This window comes from Flavobacterium luminosum (assembly GCF_023635005.1).
Taxonomy (GTDB): Bacteria; Bacteroidota; Bacteroidia; order Flavobacteriales; family Flavobacteriaceae; genus Flavobacterium; species Flavobacterium luminosum.
Window position 1 is genome coordinate 1 of sequence record NZ_JAMLJM010000008.1, and the last position, 15,072, is coordinate 15,072.

A 15,072-nucleotide genomic window follows, 5' to 3' on the forward strand; every position below is an offset into this window, starting at 1 on the left:
GGAACTAGCATGCTGAACAGTCTTAATTGACCAATGACAAAATTTAGCTTTTATCTTTCTCTTTCTTCTGTTGAAATAAATTTATAAAATTTTCAAAGAACTTCCTTTTACAAACATAGGATGACAAAACAAAAACCAAATAAATAAATGCCAAACAACTGGACAACATATAAACTTGAAAAAGTTGCTACTTTACAAAGAGGATTTGATTTGCCTAATACTAAACGAACTGATGGCAAATATCCCGTTATTGCTGCCTCAGGCTTTAGTACTTGGCATAATGAATTTAAAGTTAAAGGACCAGGTGTTACAACTGGTCGTTCAGGAACATTAGGACAGGTTCATTTTGTCAAAGGAGATTTTTGGCCTCTAAATACTTCTTTATGGGTTAAAGATTTTCATGGTAATGATGAAAAGTTTATTTATTATTTTCTGAAGACATTAAATTTTGACGAATATAATTCAGGTACTAGTGTACCAACTTTAAACAGAAATGATGTTCATAAATTAGATGTCACAATCCCTGATTTACAAGAACAAAAATCCATCGCCGCCATACTTTCCGCCATCGCCGACAAAATCGAAAACAACCTAGCCATCAACAAAACCCTAGAAGAAATGGCTATGGCGTTATACAAACACTGGTTTGTAGATTTTGGTCCGTTTCAAGACGGCGAGTTTGTGGAAAGTGAGTTGGGTAGGATTCCTAAGGGTTGGGAGGTGAAAAGTTTAGGTTGTATTGTTTCTGTTTTAGGAGGTTATGCTTTTAAATCTGCTTGGTTTCAAGAGACTGGAGTAAAAGTTATAAAAATAAAAAACATAAACAATAATATTGTAGACATCAATAATTGTACGTGTATTTCAGAAGAAATTTCAAAAACTATAAATCCCAAATTTAGAATAGCAAAAGGAGATTTCTTAATTGCAATGACAGGTGCAGAAGTTGGAAAAGTTGGAGCCGTTCCTGATTATGGTCAAGAATTATGGTTGAATCAGCGTGTAGGTAAATTAGTAGATAAAGATTTAAAGAATGCTTCAATACTTATTGGTAAATTGTTGCAGACCTCCGATTTTTATAAAGTAATGCAAGGTTTGGCTTATGGTAGTGCTCAGCCAAATATTAGCACATCTGATATTGAAAGCATTAAAATTGCATTACCAATAGATAAATCTATCTTAAACGATATTATTGAAGAGTTTGTTAGTTCTCATGAAATTATTATTCAAAATCTAACAGAAAACCAAACCCTAACCCAATTACGAGATACCTTGTTGCCTAAATTAATTAGTGGTGAGGTGCGGTTGAAAGAGTTTAGGGAAAGTTAAAAGTAAAAAGGATAAAGTAAAAAGTGTGGGATGCTTCCTTGCGTCAGCAGGTTTGTTAAAATGATAAAAGGGCTTGTAGCCCTTTTTAAATTTCTAATGTTTGTAAGTACTCTGAGAATTTGATGTTGTTAGAATTAGCAATTTTTTCTGTTTCTTTTTCTAACGCATCGGGTGTGATGAATTCAAAAGTATCTTTGTAATTTTTGTAACTCAAATCAAACAATTCGTGTTGTTTGGTATTCTTTTCAGGTTCTTCAAAGGCGATTTTAATTTTATTTACTTCTCCATTTACATTTGTAACAAATTTATGTAAAGCTTCGTGTATGATTTTAGTTTCATACAAATGATTTACAATAGTTTGCTCGCCTAAACTAAAATCAACTACCTGTATAGCATTAATTGCACCGTTTTTAGTAATCAAACTTACATCGGTAGCTTTTAAAATTCCTTGAAAAGTATGAGGATTAAAATGATATTTTAAGTTTGCTTTTTCGTCTAATCCTTCTTTTTCGAAATAAGGTTTGATTTTTTTAGCAAACGAGATATTTTGTTTTTTTATATCAATTGACAAAGACTCACCTACAAAGTTGAAATAATATTGACTAAACTCTTTTTGAGTAAAAGTAACAGGTAAAGCTTCAGGTTTAGCAAATGATAAAACATTGTTGCTGTACTTGCTCAAATAGTTGATGTAATCCGCTGTAAAAACATCATAAGCAGCTAAGAGTTTTTGCTGTTCTTTTAAGTTGTTCGTTTCAACAACTTTACTTTTTATTTGCTGCAATGTTTTTAAAGCAAACTGACTAATTCCGTTATGATGAGGAGCAAGTTTGTCTAAAAGTTGAATCTTTGCTTTTGAATATTCGAAAAACACCTTTTTTTCAGTTATAGCCAATACACCAACCACTACTTTTTCCAATGAAAAAGAGTTGGTTTGAATGCTTACAAGACTAAAAAAAGTTTTCATTATATGGGTGTTTTACTACTTATTATTGTGGATTTAACCTTATCAATTAGCACTTCATCACTCAGGTAATCCTGAATTTTTTGAGCTAAACTTGGGGTTAATTTCCAAATATCTTCTAACTGCGAGATTACTTGGTTTATGCAATCTTGATGATTAGTTTTCAACAAAAGTACAAAATTATCAACAATTTCTACAAATTTTGTATAATCAAAATAACGAATGACACTTTTGTAATAATCCGTTTCGTGTAATTTGTTGGTAGTGTCAAAGGGCATTTTAGGATTAAAAATTCCTATTTGATTTATTCCTCCAAATATAAAAGCATGGTCAAATGCCACAATTTGTTGTTTGGTTTCAACCTTGTTTAAGAGTAAATTGTAGTTAAACCCAGGATTAAAAAACTTACCTCTATCAACGTTATTAATCCACAAGTCAAACATGGCAATTCTTATAATATCTTCTGGATTTAAAATAGAATTAAATTCTTTTCTACTGTTGCATTTTTGTAAATCATTTACTTCGGAAGCAGTAGCTAAATTTTTAGATCCAAAACATATATCGTTAACTTTTAATCTTTTGTTACGCTTAATTTTTTCTTTTATGAGTGTACCCTCGGCAACTTCTACCAAAGCAATGTCAGGTGTTGGAATGTTTAATTTTTTAAGTAAATAATGAGCTACAATTTCATAAGCCAAACAATTTACTTCAACATGATTAATGCTTGTTATATACTTACAAAAATAAATAGCATCATTCGAACACACGAAACGCAATGGCGAATGTCCGTCAGTTTCTTCTTCTTTTATAAGATATTGTGTTTGAATTTTAGGGATAATAATCATTTTAAATAGGCCTATTTTGTAGTAAATATAGTATTTATATCAAAAAAACACTATTTTAGGGCATTATTTTTAAGTTATGACAACAGAAGCCAAAATAGAACAAGCTACGATTGACTGGTTAACCGATATGGGATATGAACATATTCACGGTACCACTTTTACGTTTCCTGAAAATGAAGTCGTAGATAAAGCTACTTTGTTAGCGTTTATACAAGAGCAACATCCGCATTTGCCTGCGGAGTTGTATCCGTTAATTGTGGCTGAGTTTGTCAATAACAAAGGCGCTGATTTGTTGTATCGCAACCGTGATTTTCATTTGAAGTTAACCAAAGGCTTAGATTACGAATACCAAGACGCCAACGGTAATGAAAAAGCGGTGCATGTGTATCCTATCGATTTTCAAAACCCAGAGAAGAATACGTTTTGGGTAGTGAATCAACTCAGTATTAAAGGCAAAAACAAACGCCGCCCTGATGTGATTGTGTACATTAACGGTTTGCCTTTAGTCGTTTTTGAATTGAAAAATTGGTTTGATGAAAACACCAATTTGCAGGAAGCGTTTAATCAGATCCAACATTACACCAAAGATATTCCGTTGTTGTTTGAATACAACGTAGCCACAATCGTAAGCGATGGTAACGTAGCCCAACACGGTATGTATAATGCTTCTAACGAATGGTATGCCGCTTGGAAAAGTATCAATGGCACTACCATCGTAGAAGACGATTTTCAAATGCATACGTTGTTATTTGGTTTGTTTCCTAAAGAACGTTTACTGAATTACATTAAAAACTTTGTCTTTTTTGAAGACCATAACGGCACTTTGATTAAGAAAGGCGCGAAATACCATCAATTCTTTGGCGTTAACTTTGCCGTGGATGCAGCTAAAAAAGCAATACGCCCTTATGGAGATGGACGCATCGGGGTGATTTGGCATACGCAAGGAAGCGGTAAAAGTATTTCCATGGCTATTTATGCAGGAATCTTACGTAGCCTACCCGAATTGAAAAACCCAACTATTGTGGTTCAAGTGGATAGAAGCGATTTGGATTTTCAGTTGTATGAAAACTTTGTGTTGGCCAAAGACTTAGTAGGCGATGTACAACATGCCGATTCCACCGATGATTTAAGACGACTGCTTTCGGCAGGAAGTGGTGGGGTTATTTTTACAACCATAGAAAAGTTCCGTTTGAAATCAGGAAATGAAGATTCGTTAGGCGAATTAGAACATCCTGTTTTATCGGAACGCGAAAATATTATTGTGATGGCCGATGAAGCCCACAGAACGCAATACGGTTTGTTAGATGGTTTTGCCTCTAATTTACGTAAAGCGTTACCGAATGCTTCGTTTATAGGCTTTACAGGAACGCCAGTAGATAGCAAAGATGCCGATACACAAGAAGTGTTTGGGGAAACCATTCACGTATATGACATCAAACAAGCGGTAGATGACAAAGCAACAGTTCCAATTTATTACGAACCTCGTTTAGCCAAACTGCATTTAGCTAATGAAAATTTAGATTCGGATGTTGATACCTTAACTTGGGAACAAGAAGACAGTTCTAATTTGAAATGGGCGGCTTTAGAAGATGCGGCAGGTTCGCAAGAACGTGTTGAAAAGATTGCTAAAGATATATTGAGTCATTTTACCAATCGTACGGAAACCTTACCAGGGAAAGCGATGATTGTTTGTATGAGTCGCCGAAACAGTGTAAAAATGTACGATGCTTTATCACAATTAGAAGGTTGTCCTGAAATTGCTGTTGTGATGACAGGAAATATTTCTAAAGACCCAGTAGAATGGAATCCACACATCAGAACGCAAGAAGCTACCGAAGCTTTAAAGAAACGTTTCAGAAATCCGAAAGACCCGTTGCAAATTGTAATTGTTCGTGATATGTGGTTAACAGGTTTTGATGCGCCTTGTGTGCATACTATGTATGTCGATAAGATCATGAAAGGGCATAACTTAATGCAAGCCATTACCAGAACCAATCGTGTGTTTAAAGATAAGCCTTCGGGGGTTATTGTAGATTACATTGGCATTGGCGACCAGTTACGAAAAGCAACCGATAAATATACAGGTGGTGGAGGAAAAGGAGAGCCAACCATTGATATGGAACAAGCCTTGAATATGTTTTTAAATCAAGTAGAAGCTTGTAAAAATATGCTGCCTGAAACCATAGATTACAGTCAGTGGAAAGCCTTGCGTGAAAGTGATAAAATGCTGTTGGTCAAACAAGCCTTAAATGCGTTATTGAAATACGATGAGGTAGCCGACCAATTTATGATGGAAGAAAAGAAATTAACAGGTTTGTTATCCATTGTAAAATCGCAACCTGAAATTCAGGAATATGCTATTGATATTTTGTTTTCGCAACACGTATCCAAAGCCATACGAAACGCCAAAACACCAAAGGGAAACGGCAGAGCCACTCAAAACGAAATTAAAGAACTCATTAGTAGAAGTATTGAATCGGATGATATTATCGATGTATTTGCAATGGCAGGTATTGAAAAAGCCGATATTTCTATTTTAGACGAGCAGTTTTTATTGGGCGTTAAAAAAGACAAAGACAGTATCGCCATTAAGATAGAACTCTTAAAAAATATTTTGAAAGACGAAATCAGAATGCGTTTGCCTCAAAATATCAAGAAATATACTTCGCTAAAAGAAGAATTAGAAAAAGTAATTGACCGTTATCACGCCAACGCTATTGATTCCTACACCACAATAGCCGAATTAGTAGAACGTGCCAAAGAAATGCAAGACGAAGACAAACGTAAATCGGAATTAGGCTTGTCGGATGAAGAGTTGGCATTCTATGATATTCTAGCAGCCAAAAAAAACATCATCAACGAAGCAGGACCCATTCAAGACGTAGTCCACAGCGTAGTAAAAGCGGTAAAAAGCAACCTACAAATCGACTGGACGAATAAAGAAGACGCCAAAGCTGCTATTCGTTTAGCCGTTAAAAAAGAATTGCGAGGAAAAGTAAGTATATTAGAACTAAACGCTATTCTTCAAGAAATTATGGAACAGGCAGAAGGGCAGTTTAAAGAGTGGAGGGCTTAATAATTAATTTGTCATCGTATCATTTGTCATGCCGAATTTAGTTCGGCATCTAAAAGATAAGTCAGATTGAGATGCTGACTCGAGCCTAGCGAACGGGTGAAGCAAACGAGTTCAGCAGGACAAAAATAAATAGCGTAATAAGACATCAAAACAAACGTTTGTAATTAAAATAAAGGATTCTAAATACTATGCAAAGTCCAATAGATATAGCTGCTTATTATAATAGAATTGGTTTTACGGCGACACCTAAAGTCGCTTTAGAAACCTTACAACAATTGAATTTTCTTCATGCGACCACAATACCTTTTGAGAATTTAAACCCTATTTTAAAAGTGCCGGTGGCGATAGACCTCGCTTCGGTGGAACAAAAAATAGTACACGAGGGGAGAGGGGGTTATTGTTTTGAGCAAAATAGTTTGTTGTATCATGTGTTGCAGCAGATAGGTTTTCAGGTAGTGCCTTTGGCGGGTAGGGTGGTTTGGAATATGCCAGAGGAGACGATGACTGCGCAGACGCATTTGTTTTTAAAGGTAACCCTAGAGGGGCAGGAGTATTTGGTGGATGTTGGCTTTGGGGCACAAACCTTAACCCAACCGGTTCCGTTTGTCTTGGGGGAAGTCCATCAAATACCCCACGAGACCATTCGTATTATCCAAAAGGATTCGTATTACATAATGCAAACGTTATTGCATGAGGAGTGGCGACCGATGTACAAGTTTACGGCGCAGGAGGCTCATTTTGTTGATTTCGAAGTAGCCAATTGGTACACCTCTACCCACCCGAAACATATTTTTACCAATATTCTCACGGTGGCTCTAGCAGGGCATGAAGGAAGGTATGCTTTGGCAGACAATAAATTTTCGACCTATTCCTTGGAGGGGAAGGCTGAGGTGAAGCACGTGACCTCGGTAGCGGAACTAAAAGCCATTTTGACGGATGTTTTTAAACTTAAATTGCCTGATTCCCCTATTTTGGAGGAGAAGTTGGAAGCCATAGTCAGTAAATCTTAATAGGAAAAGGACCGTCAACCACTGTCCTTTTTTTTTGCTTTAGGCTGTATTTCTTTTAATTTAAGTATTAAGCATCGTTCAAAACCAACTTCATCATGAAATCCGTCTGTTCTTCCTCACCCAATTTAAAAATATGTTGACCGAAAACCACAAAACCATTTTTCTCATAAAAGCGAACGGCTCTATAATTCTTTTCCCAAACGCCCAACCAAACATAGTCGGCCTTTTTTTGTTTTGCTCTTTCGATTGCGGTTTCATACAGTCGTTGTCCTATATTTTTACCGTGGTACTCATTGAGGACATAGATGCGTTCAATTTCAACTGCTTGGGGATCTTTTAATTCGGTTTGTGCCGCTTCGAAATTGAGTTTCAGATAACCAATGACTTTGTCGTTGTGGGTGGCAAAATAAAATTCAGAGTCTTTGTTGGTCAACTCCGCTGTTAATTTTTCATCGGAGAAACCTTGTTCCAAATAGGTTTTCATATTCTCTTCGGTGTTGGTGTCCGAAAAGGTTTCCTGAAACGTTTGTCGCCCAATTTGTTGTAACTGCTCTCTTTCGTTTACGGTGATTCTTTTTATTTCAATAGGGTCCATAGTGTGGGTGTCGGTTAAGGATTTTATGCATTAAAAGTACCATATTGGCTACTCTAAAGGTATTAATTTCTGATGAGGTAGGCTAGTTTGCATCGTTTTTTATTGTATGCAATTGCAATAGCGATTCCGACTTTGAGTTTTACAGCTACAGATATGAGGGATTTTTGATAGAATGCCCCGAAGACCAAATAACCCAAGATTATTTTCTGTATATTTGTTAGAATGCGTTTTGAATTTTACACTAAGGAATGAGAGACATAGCGCGATATACGGTCTGAAATTTAATATTAGCGACCAAGTCAAATAAACAACATTTTATGACACAATATTTATTCTTTACCGGTAAAGGAGGCGTAGGAAAAACGTCGTTAGCCTGTGCTACCGCTGTTGCTATGGCCGATGCGGGTCAAAAAGTATTATTGGTGAGTACCGATCCAGCGTCTAATTTAAAAGATGTATTAGAGAGCGATGTCACCGAACGAATTACGGCTGTGGCAGGAATACAACAGTTGTATGCTATTAATATCAACCCCGAATATGCCGCGGAAGACTATCGCAATAGGGTCATTGCCCCTTTAGAAGGCATTGCTACGGCAGAAGAGTTAAAAAAAATACGGGAAGATCTTTCCGGAGCCTGTACTACAGAAATTGCTTCTTTTGATGAATTTTCCCGTTTTGTATCAGGGGAAGCCGAGGAAGGAGCTTTTGACGTGATTATTTTTGATACAGCTCCTACGGGACATACGTTGCGTTTGTTAGAATTACCAGCGGCATGGTCGAGTTTTACCGAAGAAAATCCAGAAGGGGCTTCTTGCCTAGGACCCACCTCTGCGTTAAAGAGTAGTAAGGAAAGATACCATACGGTAGTGGAGCGATTGCGTGATCCTTCGTGTACGACTTTTTATATTGTTTCCAGAGCCGATAAAGCCTCTTTGAAAGAAGCGTCACGTACTAGTGATGAGATTCGGGCGTTAGGCATGACACATCAGTATTTGTATATTAATGGTGTTTTTAAAGCGCTTAGTTCAGAAGATGTGTTGGCTCAAAAGATTGAAAAACTGTCTCGTGAGCAATTGGAAGCGCTTCCTGCGAACTTAAAACTATTGGAAAGCAAAGAATTTCCGTTATTGCCCTATAATGTTTTAGGGATTGAAAAATTGCGCTCTCTTTTTGATGAAACCCTTCAAAAAAGTATTGCAGAAACCGTAGCGATTGCCCAAAGAGAAGCTTCACCTTTGCAGTTGGAAAATATTGTTCAGTTAACCGAATCGCTAAGTGCCCATCAGCAACACGGTTTAATTATGACCATGGGTAAAGGAGGAGTGGGGAAAACCTTGGCTGCTTCTGCCATAGCTGTTTTGCTTGCGAAGAAAGGCTTTGAAGTGCTCTTAACGACTACCGATCCGGCAGCACATGTTCAGGATTTTATAGATCAATTGGGAGCACTTCCACCAACGTTAACAGTGGAACGCATAGATCCTAAAATTGAAACCCAACGATATACCGAAAAAATAGTAAATCAAAAAGGAAAAGACTTGGATGAGGAAGGTAAAAAACTCATGTTAGAGGATTTAAAATCTCCTTGTACCGAAGAGGTAGCAGTCTTTCACGCGTTCTCTAAAGCCATTAGTAAGGCTAGAAAAAAGTTTGTAGTGATGGACACTGCACCTACGGGACACACCTTATTATTACTCGACACCGCGGGGAGTTATCATCGGGATATCATGAGAAACATGTTGAATGCCGATAGGGTAAAAACGCCGTATATGTTCTTGCAAGATCCTGAACTGTCTAAAATCATATTGGTTTCATTGCCGGAAACCACTCCAATGCGGGAGGCGGCTTCTTTGCAAAACGATTTGAAGCGGGCCGGTATTCAACCGTATGCTTGGCTTATCAATCAGAGTCTTTCGATGGTTCCTGACATTACCGATCCTTTACTGAAAAGTCGCGCTCATGCAGAAACCGAAGTCATCCGAACTATTCAATCGGAACATGCCCAAAGAACGTATGGGATTCCTTTTATAGCAGAAAAAGAATTGCTATTGGAATTACTGAAACAGCATGAGTAATTTGAGTAGGGACGATTCGGAGAAAATAGTGGTTTTGCCGCGAATATGTAATAATTCACAAACACGATTCATTTTCTTCTGCGATTGTACGGTATTTTAACGGTGTCATTCCCATGTGGGTTTTGAAAGCGGTGTAAAAGGTGGTTTTGTTTTTAAATCCGGCAAGATTCCCCAAAGCTTCTATGGTATAATTCGAGTGACGCTTATAAAAAGGGTAGTTTTAAAATCATTCCCGCTAGGAAAGGAATAAAAATTAAATACAACTTGAATTTTGGTAAAAAGTGCAATTGCAACAAGGTATTGAAAAAATAAAACAACGGCATGATGCACAATAAAGGGAGTATTTCGCACAAGTACACTAACCAACTATTGTTAGGATGCGCATGAAGCACTATTAAATGAAAGGTGTAGCAGCCCACTGTTGTACTTAAGAAAACGGCAAACCAATAGAGTTCTTGTATTTTTTTATAGTAATTGACAGAGAAGACGATCAGGATAAAGAGAACGGATACTAATAGTGTTAGTGATAATAGTAAAAACATAAAACTAGTTAATCGTTTTTGGGCACCACAAATAAATAAAAAAAGGGTAGAATTTAATATATTTTAGGGTATAAATTATTTTATTTGTACGACGAAAGTAGTAATGTGGTAGCCTATGCTATTCTAAGTATAGGGATCCTCACTATTTTTTCTTCTTTGGTAATTCAGTTTCGAATGCCAAAAAATAGTACTCCCTAGCCATAGAATATTTGAATTGAAGACCTCTAAATATTATTTTTGATGGTTCTGATACCTCAAGTAAATTACTATTGAGTGCAATAAAAGACTACTTTTTCAACAAGGAAACATAACACTATGTTAACCTGCTGCATGCAAAGTTTTAGTAACTTTAAATAAAAAATGTCAAACACAATTATCATAGCGCTTTTGTTGGTAGCCGGAGGTATTTTACTTCGTTGGATTTATTTACGCAACGAGAAAGATAAAGCGGAATTAGAGCAACATTTTATGGATAATTACTCTAAAGGCCGTGAGACAGAAATTAACGATGAGGATTCCAAACACTAAGTGTAGAGGAATCCTTTTTTGTTTATGCTTTCTTCGATTCTTTTCGTTGTGCCCACCATTTCACTAAGGAAACATAGAGAACGGCTTGGGGTAAAGTAATCATAAAGTTAAATGCGAAGGCTTTCATCCATTCGGAAAAAAAAGGAGTCGCATTGAAATTATGAATCATGCTATTCACCAATGACAAGGGAGTGGCGATTTTAAGCACGAAACGGGTGGTAGACCAAAGAGATTTAGGGGTAAACATAGTAGGGATATCAGGTTACGTAATACAATTTTGAAAGGAAGTGTTAGGAAGCATTGATTTCATCCATCACTTCTTTAGTGATTTCCAGACTTTGTATCTTTTTCTCAGGATCATACACCGGACTGGTAATCATTAATTCATTGATATTGGTATATTCGATGAAACTTTTTATTTCCTTCACTAGCGTTTCTTTGTCTCCAATAAACGAACAAGCCGTCATTTGATTCACATGGTAACGTTCTACATCATTCATTAGCGCATCGAAATTAGCCATCGGTGGTTGTAGCGGCTGACGTTGGTTCCGAACTAAATTCCAAAACATCTGATATAAAGTAGTGGCTAGCAATTGAGCTTCTTCTTTAGTAGGTGCAGCAATCACATTCACACAAGCCATCGTTTTGGGTTGTTCCAAAAATTCAGAAGGTTCAAAATGGTTTTGGTAAAATTCAAAAGCCTGAAACATTTGTTTTGGGGCAAAATGTCCCGCAAAAGCATACGGTAAGCCATAGGCTGCCGCTAATGCCGCACTTTCCATACTAGAACCTAGAATCCAAATAGGCACTTGGGTTCCTTCCGCAGGGAAAGCTCGTACTGGTGAACCGGTATTGTCGGTTGAAAAATACTGTTGCACTGCACTTACATTGGCCGGAAATTGCTGTGCTTGTTCAAAAAAATCCTTGCGAATCGCTTGAGCCGTTACCGTATCGGTACCGGGAGCACGTCCCAATCCTAAATCGATTCGTTGCGGGTAGAGCGTCGCCAGAGTACCAAATTGCTCGGCTATGATTAAAGGGGAGTGGTTGGGTAACATTATCCCTCCAGAACCCACTCGGATGGTTTGGGTCTGACTGGCAATGTAACCTATCAGTACCACCGTAGCCGAACTGGCTACATGAGGCATATTGTGATGTTCTGCTAACCAGAATCTGTGATAACCTAATCGCTCTGCAGCCTGTGCTAAGGTTTTGGTTTTTTGCAGTGTATCGCCTGCTGTACTTTCTTGAGTCACTAAGGCTAATTCTAGGATAGAAACGGGAATGTTCATGGTTTTTATACCGTATATTTTTGGTAAAATTAAAGCTTTATTCGAAATCTTTCAAAAAGCAAATGTTAACACTATGATAATGTTTACCGGTTTCGAGTATTCCCATTTCTAGTGTTAGCAGAGTGATTTCTTAATCTGGATTAAGAAGTTCAGCCCTTGTTCTGTAGTATTTTTGAAAGGTAAATCAGTATGCTTATGTGGAATTTACATTTTTTGGTAATAGGTACAAATGAAATCATTCTGGAAACTCTGGTCAGAGTAATTACTTCGGTAGATCACTGGACGGCTCATTCTTGTAATGAATTAGAGTCGATGTTCGAGTACCTGAAACAACATGAAGTGAATGTTTTGTTGTTGAGCAGCGGTCTTGAAGACGAGGTAGAACGAAAGATTAAAACCATTGTTCCTTTTTTGTATCCGGAAACGGCGGTGATAGCCCATTATGGCGGTGGGAGCGGTTTGCTTAGAAACGAAGTTTTATCGGTATTTCCGGATGCTATTGCAAATCAAAATAGTTAAAAAATAAATACAACTTACGATATGAACAGAAAAGAATTTTTAAAAAAAGGTTTATTCGGTACCGGAATGTTTGCGGCTACTGCAACGTTGGGTAATATTTTAAATAACGACAATGATGAAATAAAAAAACCGGAGGTACTAGGGTTCAATCATATTCCAAACACCGATTCTAAAATTATGGAAAATACAATTTTACACAAAGCCCATACTAGGGGACATGCCAACCACGGTTGGTTGAAGAGTTATCACACGTTTAGTTTTGCCAATTATCATAACCCGGAGCGTATGCACTTTGGTGTTTTGCGAGTACTGAATGACGATACTGTAGATCCAGGAATGGGATTTGGAACGCATCCTCACGATAACATGGAAATTATCAGTATTCCTCTTGAGGGCGACTTAGAACACAAGGACAGTATGGGAAATACCACGGTGATTAAGAGTGGCGATGTGCAGGTAATGAGTGCCGGTACTGGTATTTTTCATAGCGAATACAATAAAAACAAAGACCAAAGAGTTAAGTTTTTACAAATTTGGTTGTATCCTAACAAACGCAATGTGCAGCCTCGTTATGATCAAATTACTTTGAATGTGGCTGAGAGAAAAAATAAATTCCAACAAATTTTATCGCCTAATACGGATGATGAAGGAGTTTGGATTCACCAAGACGCTTGGTTTCACATCGGGAAATTTGATAATGAAGTCACTTCTCAATATCAATTAAAAAAGAAAGGGAACGGCGTGTATGTTTTCGTGATTAGTGGTAGTGCTTCTGTTGAAAACCAATTGTTGGAGACTAGAGATGGTTTCGGAATCTGGGATACAGACGCCTTTACTATTACTGCTAATGCTGAAAATACGGAGATTTTATTAATGGAAGTTCCGATGACTTTATAAGTCAAGTGCTTAATGAATCGCTTGTATTGATTTAGAAAGCCGAAAGGCTAGCGGATGTCAATTCCATTTTGTAACTTAGTTGAATAAGATAAAACAGAGCACATGTCGAATGTTGGATTAATTATAGAAGAAAGAGCCGCAGATATCGGTAATTTTCTGGTAGGACGCTTGTTGCCTTTTCGCGAAAAAAGAGCTGTCGGACCTTTTGTGTTTATAGATCATATGGGCCCTGCGTTAATGAAAGACTATCAGAATTTGGATGTGCCGCCGCATCCGCATATTGGGTTGTCTACTTTAACGTATTTGTTTGAAGGAGCGATCATGCATCGCGACAGCATTGGAACCGAATTAGAAATTCAACCCGGAGCTGTGAATTGGATGACTGCCGGAAAAGGAGTCGTGCATTCCGAACGAACACCCGAATATCTACGGAATACGGAGAAAAGCCTTCACGGGTTGCAAATTTGGGTCGCTTTACCCAAAGCCTTCGAAGATATCGATCCTACGTTTACTCACGTGGAAGCCAAGGATATTCCCGCTTGGGAGCAGGAAGGCGTCTCTATGAAACTCATTGCCGGTGAGGCATTTGGTAGAAAATCCCCGGTTCCGGTGTATAGTCCACTATATTTCATAGAAATCAAGAGTACCAAAGATACCGTGTTGCATATAGGTAAGGATTTGTTCGGAGAAAGTGCGATGTACATTCTTGAAGGGTCTATTATTAGTGATGGGAATACCTACGGCGACAAACAAATTCTGATTGCCAAAGAGAGTCAATTGTGCCAGTTTGAAATGACGGCCAATACCACAGTGTATATTTTTGGTGGCGAGCCGTTTCCGGAAGAACATTTTATCTTTTGGAATTTTGTCCATAGCGACCGCTCCGTTATCGAGACGGCCAAACAAAATTGGATAGACCAAAAGTTTCCTAAAGTTCCTAACGAAACCGATTACGTACCTTTACCACAACCTCCATTTAATAAAAAATAGCTATGATAGAAGTAAAAGCCTCCACAGGACAAGAGCATTACAAAACCATTATTAGTACCAGCAAAAATAGCCTTATTGCTGACGAACCTTTAGCCGAAGGGGGACAGGATTTGGGTTTTACTCCCAAAGAATTGTTAGCAGGCTCTTTGGCTTCTTGTACTTCCATAACGTTGCGCATGTATGCTGACCGTAAAGAATGGAAAGTAGAAAATATCTCTGTTTCGGTAACTTTAGAGATTGATAGAGAAACCAATACCAGCAGTTTTAAACGAACCGTCGCCATTACAGGAGATTTGGATGAACAGCAACGCAACCGAATGTTGACCATTGCCAATGCTTGTCCCGTTCATAAAATTCTTTCTGGATCGATTACTATTCATACTGAATTAGCGAGCTAATTAGTGCTGTTTAAAAAA

The 15,072-nt window shown here is 37.6% G+C and carries 14 protein-coding genes and 1 pseudogene; 9 read left to right on the top strand and 6 right to left on the bottom strand.

Annotated features, from left to right (window positions below; all coding sequences use genetic code 11):
- The first annotated feature begins 147 nt into the window (after window positions 1-147).
- A complete protein-coding gene (locus tag NAT50_RS09970; RefSeq protein WP_250593135.1) occupies window positions 148-1,326 on the top strand; it encodes a restriction endonuclease subunit S in 1,179 nt (392 codons plus the stop codon).
- Window positions 1,327-1,411: 85 nt separating this feature from the next.
- Here NAT50_RS09970 and NAT50_RS09975 read toward each other — a convergent pair whose 3' ends face one another.
- Both NAT50_RS09975 and NAT50_RS09980 read right to left on the bottom strand, forming a co-directional pair.
- Entirely contained in the window at window positions 1,412-2,293 is an 882-nt protein-coding gene (locus NAT50_RS09975; RefSeq protein WP_250593136.1) for a hypothetical protein, read from the bottom strand.
- Window positions 2,293-3,135: a HipA family kinase gene (locus NAT50_RS09980; protein ID WP_250593137.1), complete on the bottom strand. Its 843-nt coding sequence runs from the start codon at window positions 3,133-3,135 to the stop codon at window positions 2,293-2,295. The genes NAT50_RS09975 and NAT50_RS09980 overlap by 1 nt, the downstream gene beginning before the upstream one ends.
- A 76-nt stretch (window positions 3,136-3,211) precedes the next feature.
- Between NAT50_RS09980 and NAT50_RS09985 the strand changes: the two genes are divergently transcribed.
- Window positions 3,212-6,211 (top strand): type I restriction endonuclease subunit R, encoded by a 3,000-nt coding sequence (locus tag NAT50_RS09985; RefSeq protein WP_250593138.1) that lies wholly within the window; start codon window positions 3,212-3,214, stop codon window positions 6,209-6,211.
- 188 nt (window positions 6,212-6,399) lie between these two features.
- The gene (locus tag NAT50_RS09990; RefSeq protein WP_250593139.1) at window positions 6,400-7,221 is read left to right on the top strand and encodes an arylamine N-acetyltransferase family protein; all 822 of its coding nucleotides are present in this window, start codon (window positions 6,400-6,402) and stop codon (window positions 7,219-7,221) included.
- 67 nt (window positions 7,222-7,288) lie between these two features.
- Here the strand turns inward: NAT50_RS09990 and NAT50_RS09995 are convergent, their stop codons facing one another.
- Window positions 7,289-7,816 (bottom strand): GNAT family N-acetyltransferase, encoded by a 528-nt coding sequence (locus NAT50_RS09995; protein WP_250593140.1) that lies wholly within the window; start codon window positions 7,814-7,816, stop codon window positions 7,289-7,291.
- A 317-nt stretch (window positions 7,817-8,133) separates the two neighbouring features.
- On the opposite strand from NAT50_RS09995, the gene arsA reads away from it, so the two are divergent.
- Window positions 8,134-9,888, top strand: coding sequence for an arsenical pump-driving ATPase (gene arsA / locus NAT50_RS10000; protein WP_250593141.1), 1,755 nt, complete (start codon window positions 8,134-8,136; stop codon window positions 9,886-9,888).
- A gap of 55 nt (window positions 9,889-9,943) precedes the next feature.
- Here the strand turns inward: arsA and NAT50_RS12400 are convergent.
- Window positions 9,944-10,075: pseudogene (locus tag NAT50_RS12400) on the bottom strand (AraC family transcriptional regulator); the annotation flags it as partial.
- A 715-nt stretch (window positions 10,076-10,790) separates the two neighbouring features.
- Between NAT50_RS12400 and NAT50_RS10005 the strand changes: the two are divergent.
- The gene (locus tag NAT50_RS10005; protein WP_250593142.1) at window positions 10,791-10,958 is read left to right on the top strand and encodes a hypothetical protein; all 168 of its coding nucleotides are present in this window, start codon (window positions 10,791-10,793) and stop codon (window positions 10,956-10,958) included.
- A 22-nt stretch (window positions 10,959-10,980) separates the two neighbouring features.
- Here NAT50_RS10005 and NAT50_RS10010 read toward each other — a convergent pair whose 3' ends face one another.
- Both NAT50_RS10010 and NAT50_RS10015 read right to left on the bottom strand, forming a co-directional pair.
- On the bottom strand, window positions 10,981-11,205 hold the full coding sequence (locus NAT50_RS10010; protein ID WP_250593143.1) for a hypothetical protein: 225 nt from the start codon (window positions 11,203-11,205) through the stop codon (window positions 10,981-10,983).
- A gap of 43 nt (window positions 11,206-11,248) precedes the next feature.
- Window positions 11,249-12,250: an LLM class flavin-dependent oxidoreductase gene (locus NAT50_RS10015; RefSeq protein ID WP_250593144.1), complete on the bottom strand. Its 1,002-nt coding sequence runs from the start codon at window positions 12,248-12,250 to the stop codon at window positions 11,249-11,251.
- Window positions 12,251-12,445: 195 nt separating this feature from the next.
- Between NAT50_RS10015 and NAT50_RS10020 the strand changes: the two genes are divergently transcribed.
- The 4 genes from NAT50_RS10020 (at window position 12,446) to NAT50_RS10035 (ending at window position 15,054) form a co-directional block, all read left to right on the top strand.
- Window positions 12,446-12,769: a hypothetical protein gene (locus NAT50_RS10020; RefSeq protein WP_250593145.1), complete on the top strand. Its 324-nt coding sequence runs from the start codon at window positions 12,446-12,448 to the stop codon at window positions 12,767-12,769.
- 177 nt (window positions 12,770-12,946) lie between these two features.
- Window positions 12,947-13,666, top strand: coding sequence for a pirin family protein (locus NAT50_RS10025; RefSeq protein ID WP_250593185.1), 720 nt, complete (start codon window positions 12,947-12,949; stop codon window positions 13,664-13,666).
- 102 nt (window positions 13,667-13,768) lie between these two features.
- Entirely contained in the window at window positions 13,769-14,656 is an 888-nt protein-coding gene (locus NAT50_RS10030; RefSeq protein WP_250593146.1) for a pirin family protein, read from the top strand.
- A gap of 2 nt (window positions 14,657-14,658) precedes the next feature.
- Window positions 14,659-15,054, top strand: coding sequence for an OsmC family protein (locus tag NAT50_RS10035; protein WP_250593147.1), 396 nt, complete (start codon window positions 14,659-14,661; stop codon window positions 15,052-15,054).
- Window positions 15,055-15,072 lie beyond the last annotated feature (18 nt).

Excerpts from the sequence above, each read along its gene's own strand:
- NAT50_RS09970 (WP_250593135.1), top strand. The coding sequence starts at position 148 with ATGCCAAACAACTGGACAACATATAAACTTGAAAAAGTTGCTACTTTA.
- NAT50_RS09975 (WP_250593136.1), bottom strand. The coding sequence starts at position 2,293 with ATGAAAACTTTTTTTAGTCTTGTAAGCATTCAAACCAACTCTTTTTCA.
- NAT50_RS09980 (WP_250593137.1), bottom strand. The coding sequence starts at position 3,135 with ATGATTATTATCCCTAAAATTCAAACACAATATCTTATAAAAGAAGAA.
- NAT50_RS09985 (WP_250593138.1), top strand. The coding sequence starts at position 3,212 with ATGACAACAGAAGCCAAAATAGAACAAGCTACGATTGACTGGTTAACC.
- NAT50_RS09990 (WP_250593139.1), top strand. The coding sequence starts at position 6,400 with ATGCAAAGTCCAATAGATATAGCTGCTTATTATAATAGAATTGGTTTT.
- NAT50_RS09995 (WP_250593140.1), bottom strand. The coding sequence starts at position 7,816 with ATGGACCCTATTGAAATAAAAAGAATCACCGTAAACGAAAGAGAGCAG.
- arsA (WP_250593141.1), top strand. The coding sequence starts at position 8,134 with ATGACACAATATTTATTCTTTACCGGTAAAGGAGGCGTAGGAAAAACG.
- NAT50_RS10005 (WP_250593142.1), top strand. The coding sequence starts at position 10,791 with ATGTCAAACACAATTATCATAGCGCTTTTGTTGGTAGCCGGAGGTATT.
- NAT50_RS10010 (WP_250593143.1), bottom strand. The coding sequence starts at position 11,205 with ATGTTTACCCCTAAATCTCTTTGGTCTACCACCCGTTTCGTGCTTAAA.
- NAT50_RS10015 (WP_250593144.1), bottom strand. The coding sequence starts at position 12,250 with ATGAACATTCCCGTTTCTATCCTAGAATTAGCCTTAGTGACTCAAGAA.
- NAT50_RS10020 (WP_250593145.1), top strand. The coding sequence starts at position 12,446 with ATGTGGAATTTACATTTTTTGGTAATAGGTACAAATGAAATCATTCTG.
- NAT50_RS10025 (WP_250593185.1), top strand. The coding sequence starts at position 12,947 with ATGGAAAATACAATTTTACACAAAGCCCATACTAGGGGACATGCCAAC.
- NAT50_RS10030 (WP_250593146.1), top strand. The coding sequence starts at position 13,769 with ATGTCGAATGTTGGATTAATTATAGAAGAAAGAGCCGCAGATATCGGT.
- NAT50_RS10035 (WP_250593147.1), top strand. The coding sequence starts at position 14,659 with ATGATAGAAGTAAAAGCCTCCACAGGACAAGAGCATTACAAAACCATT.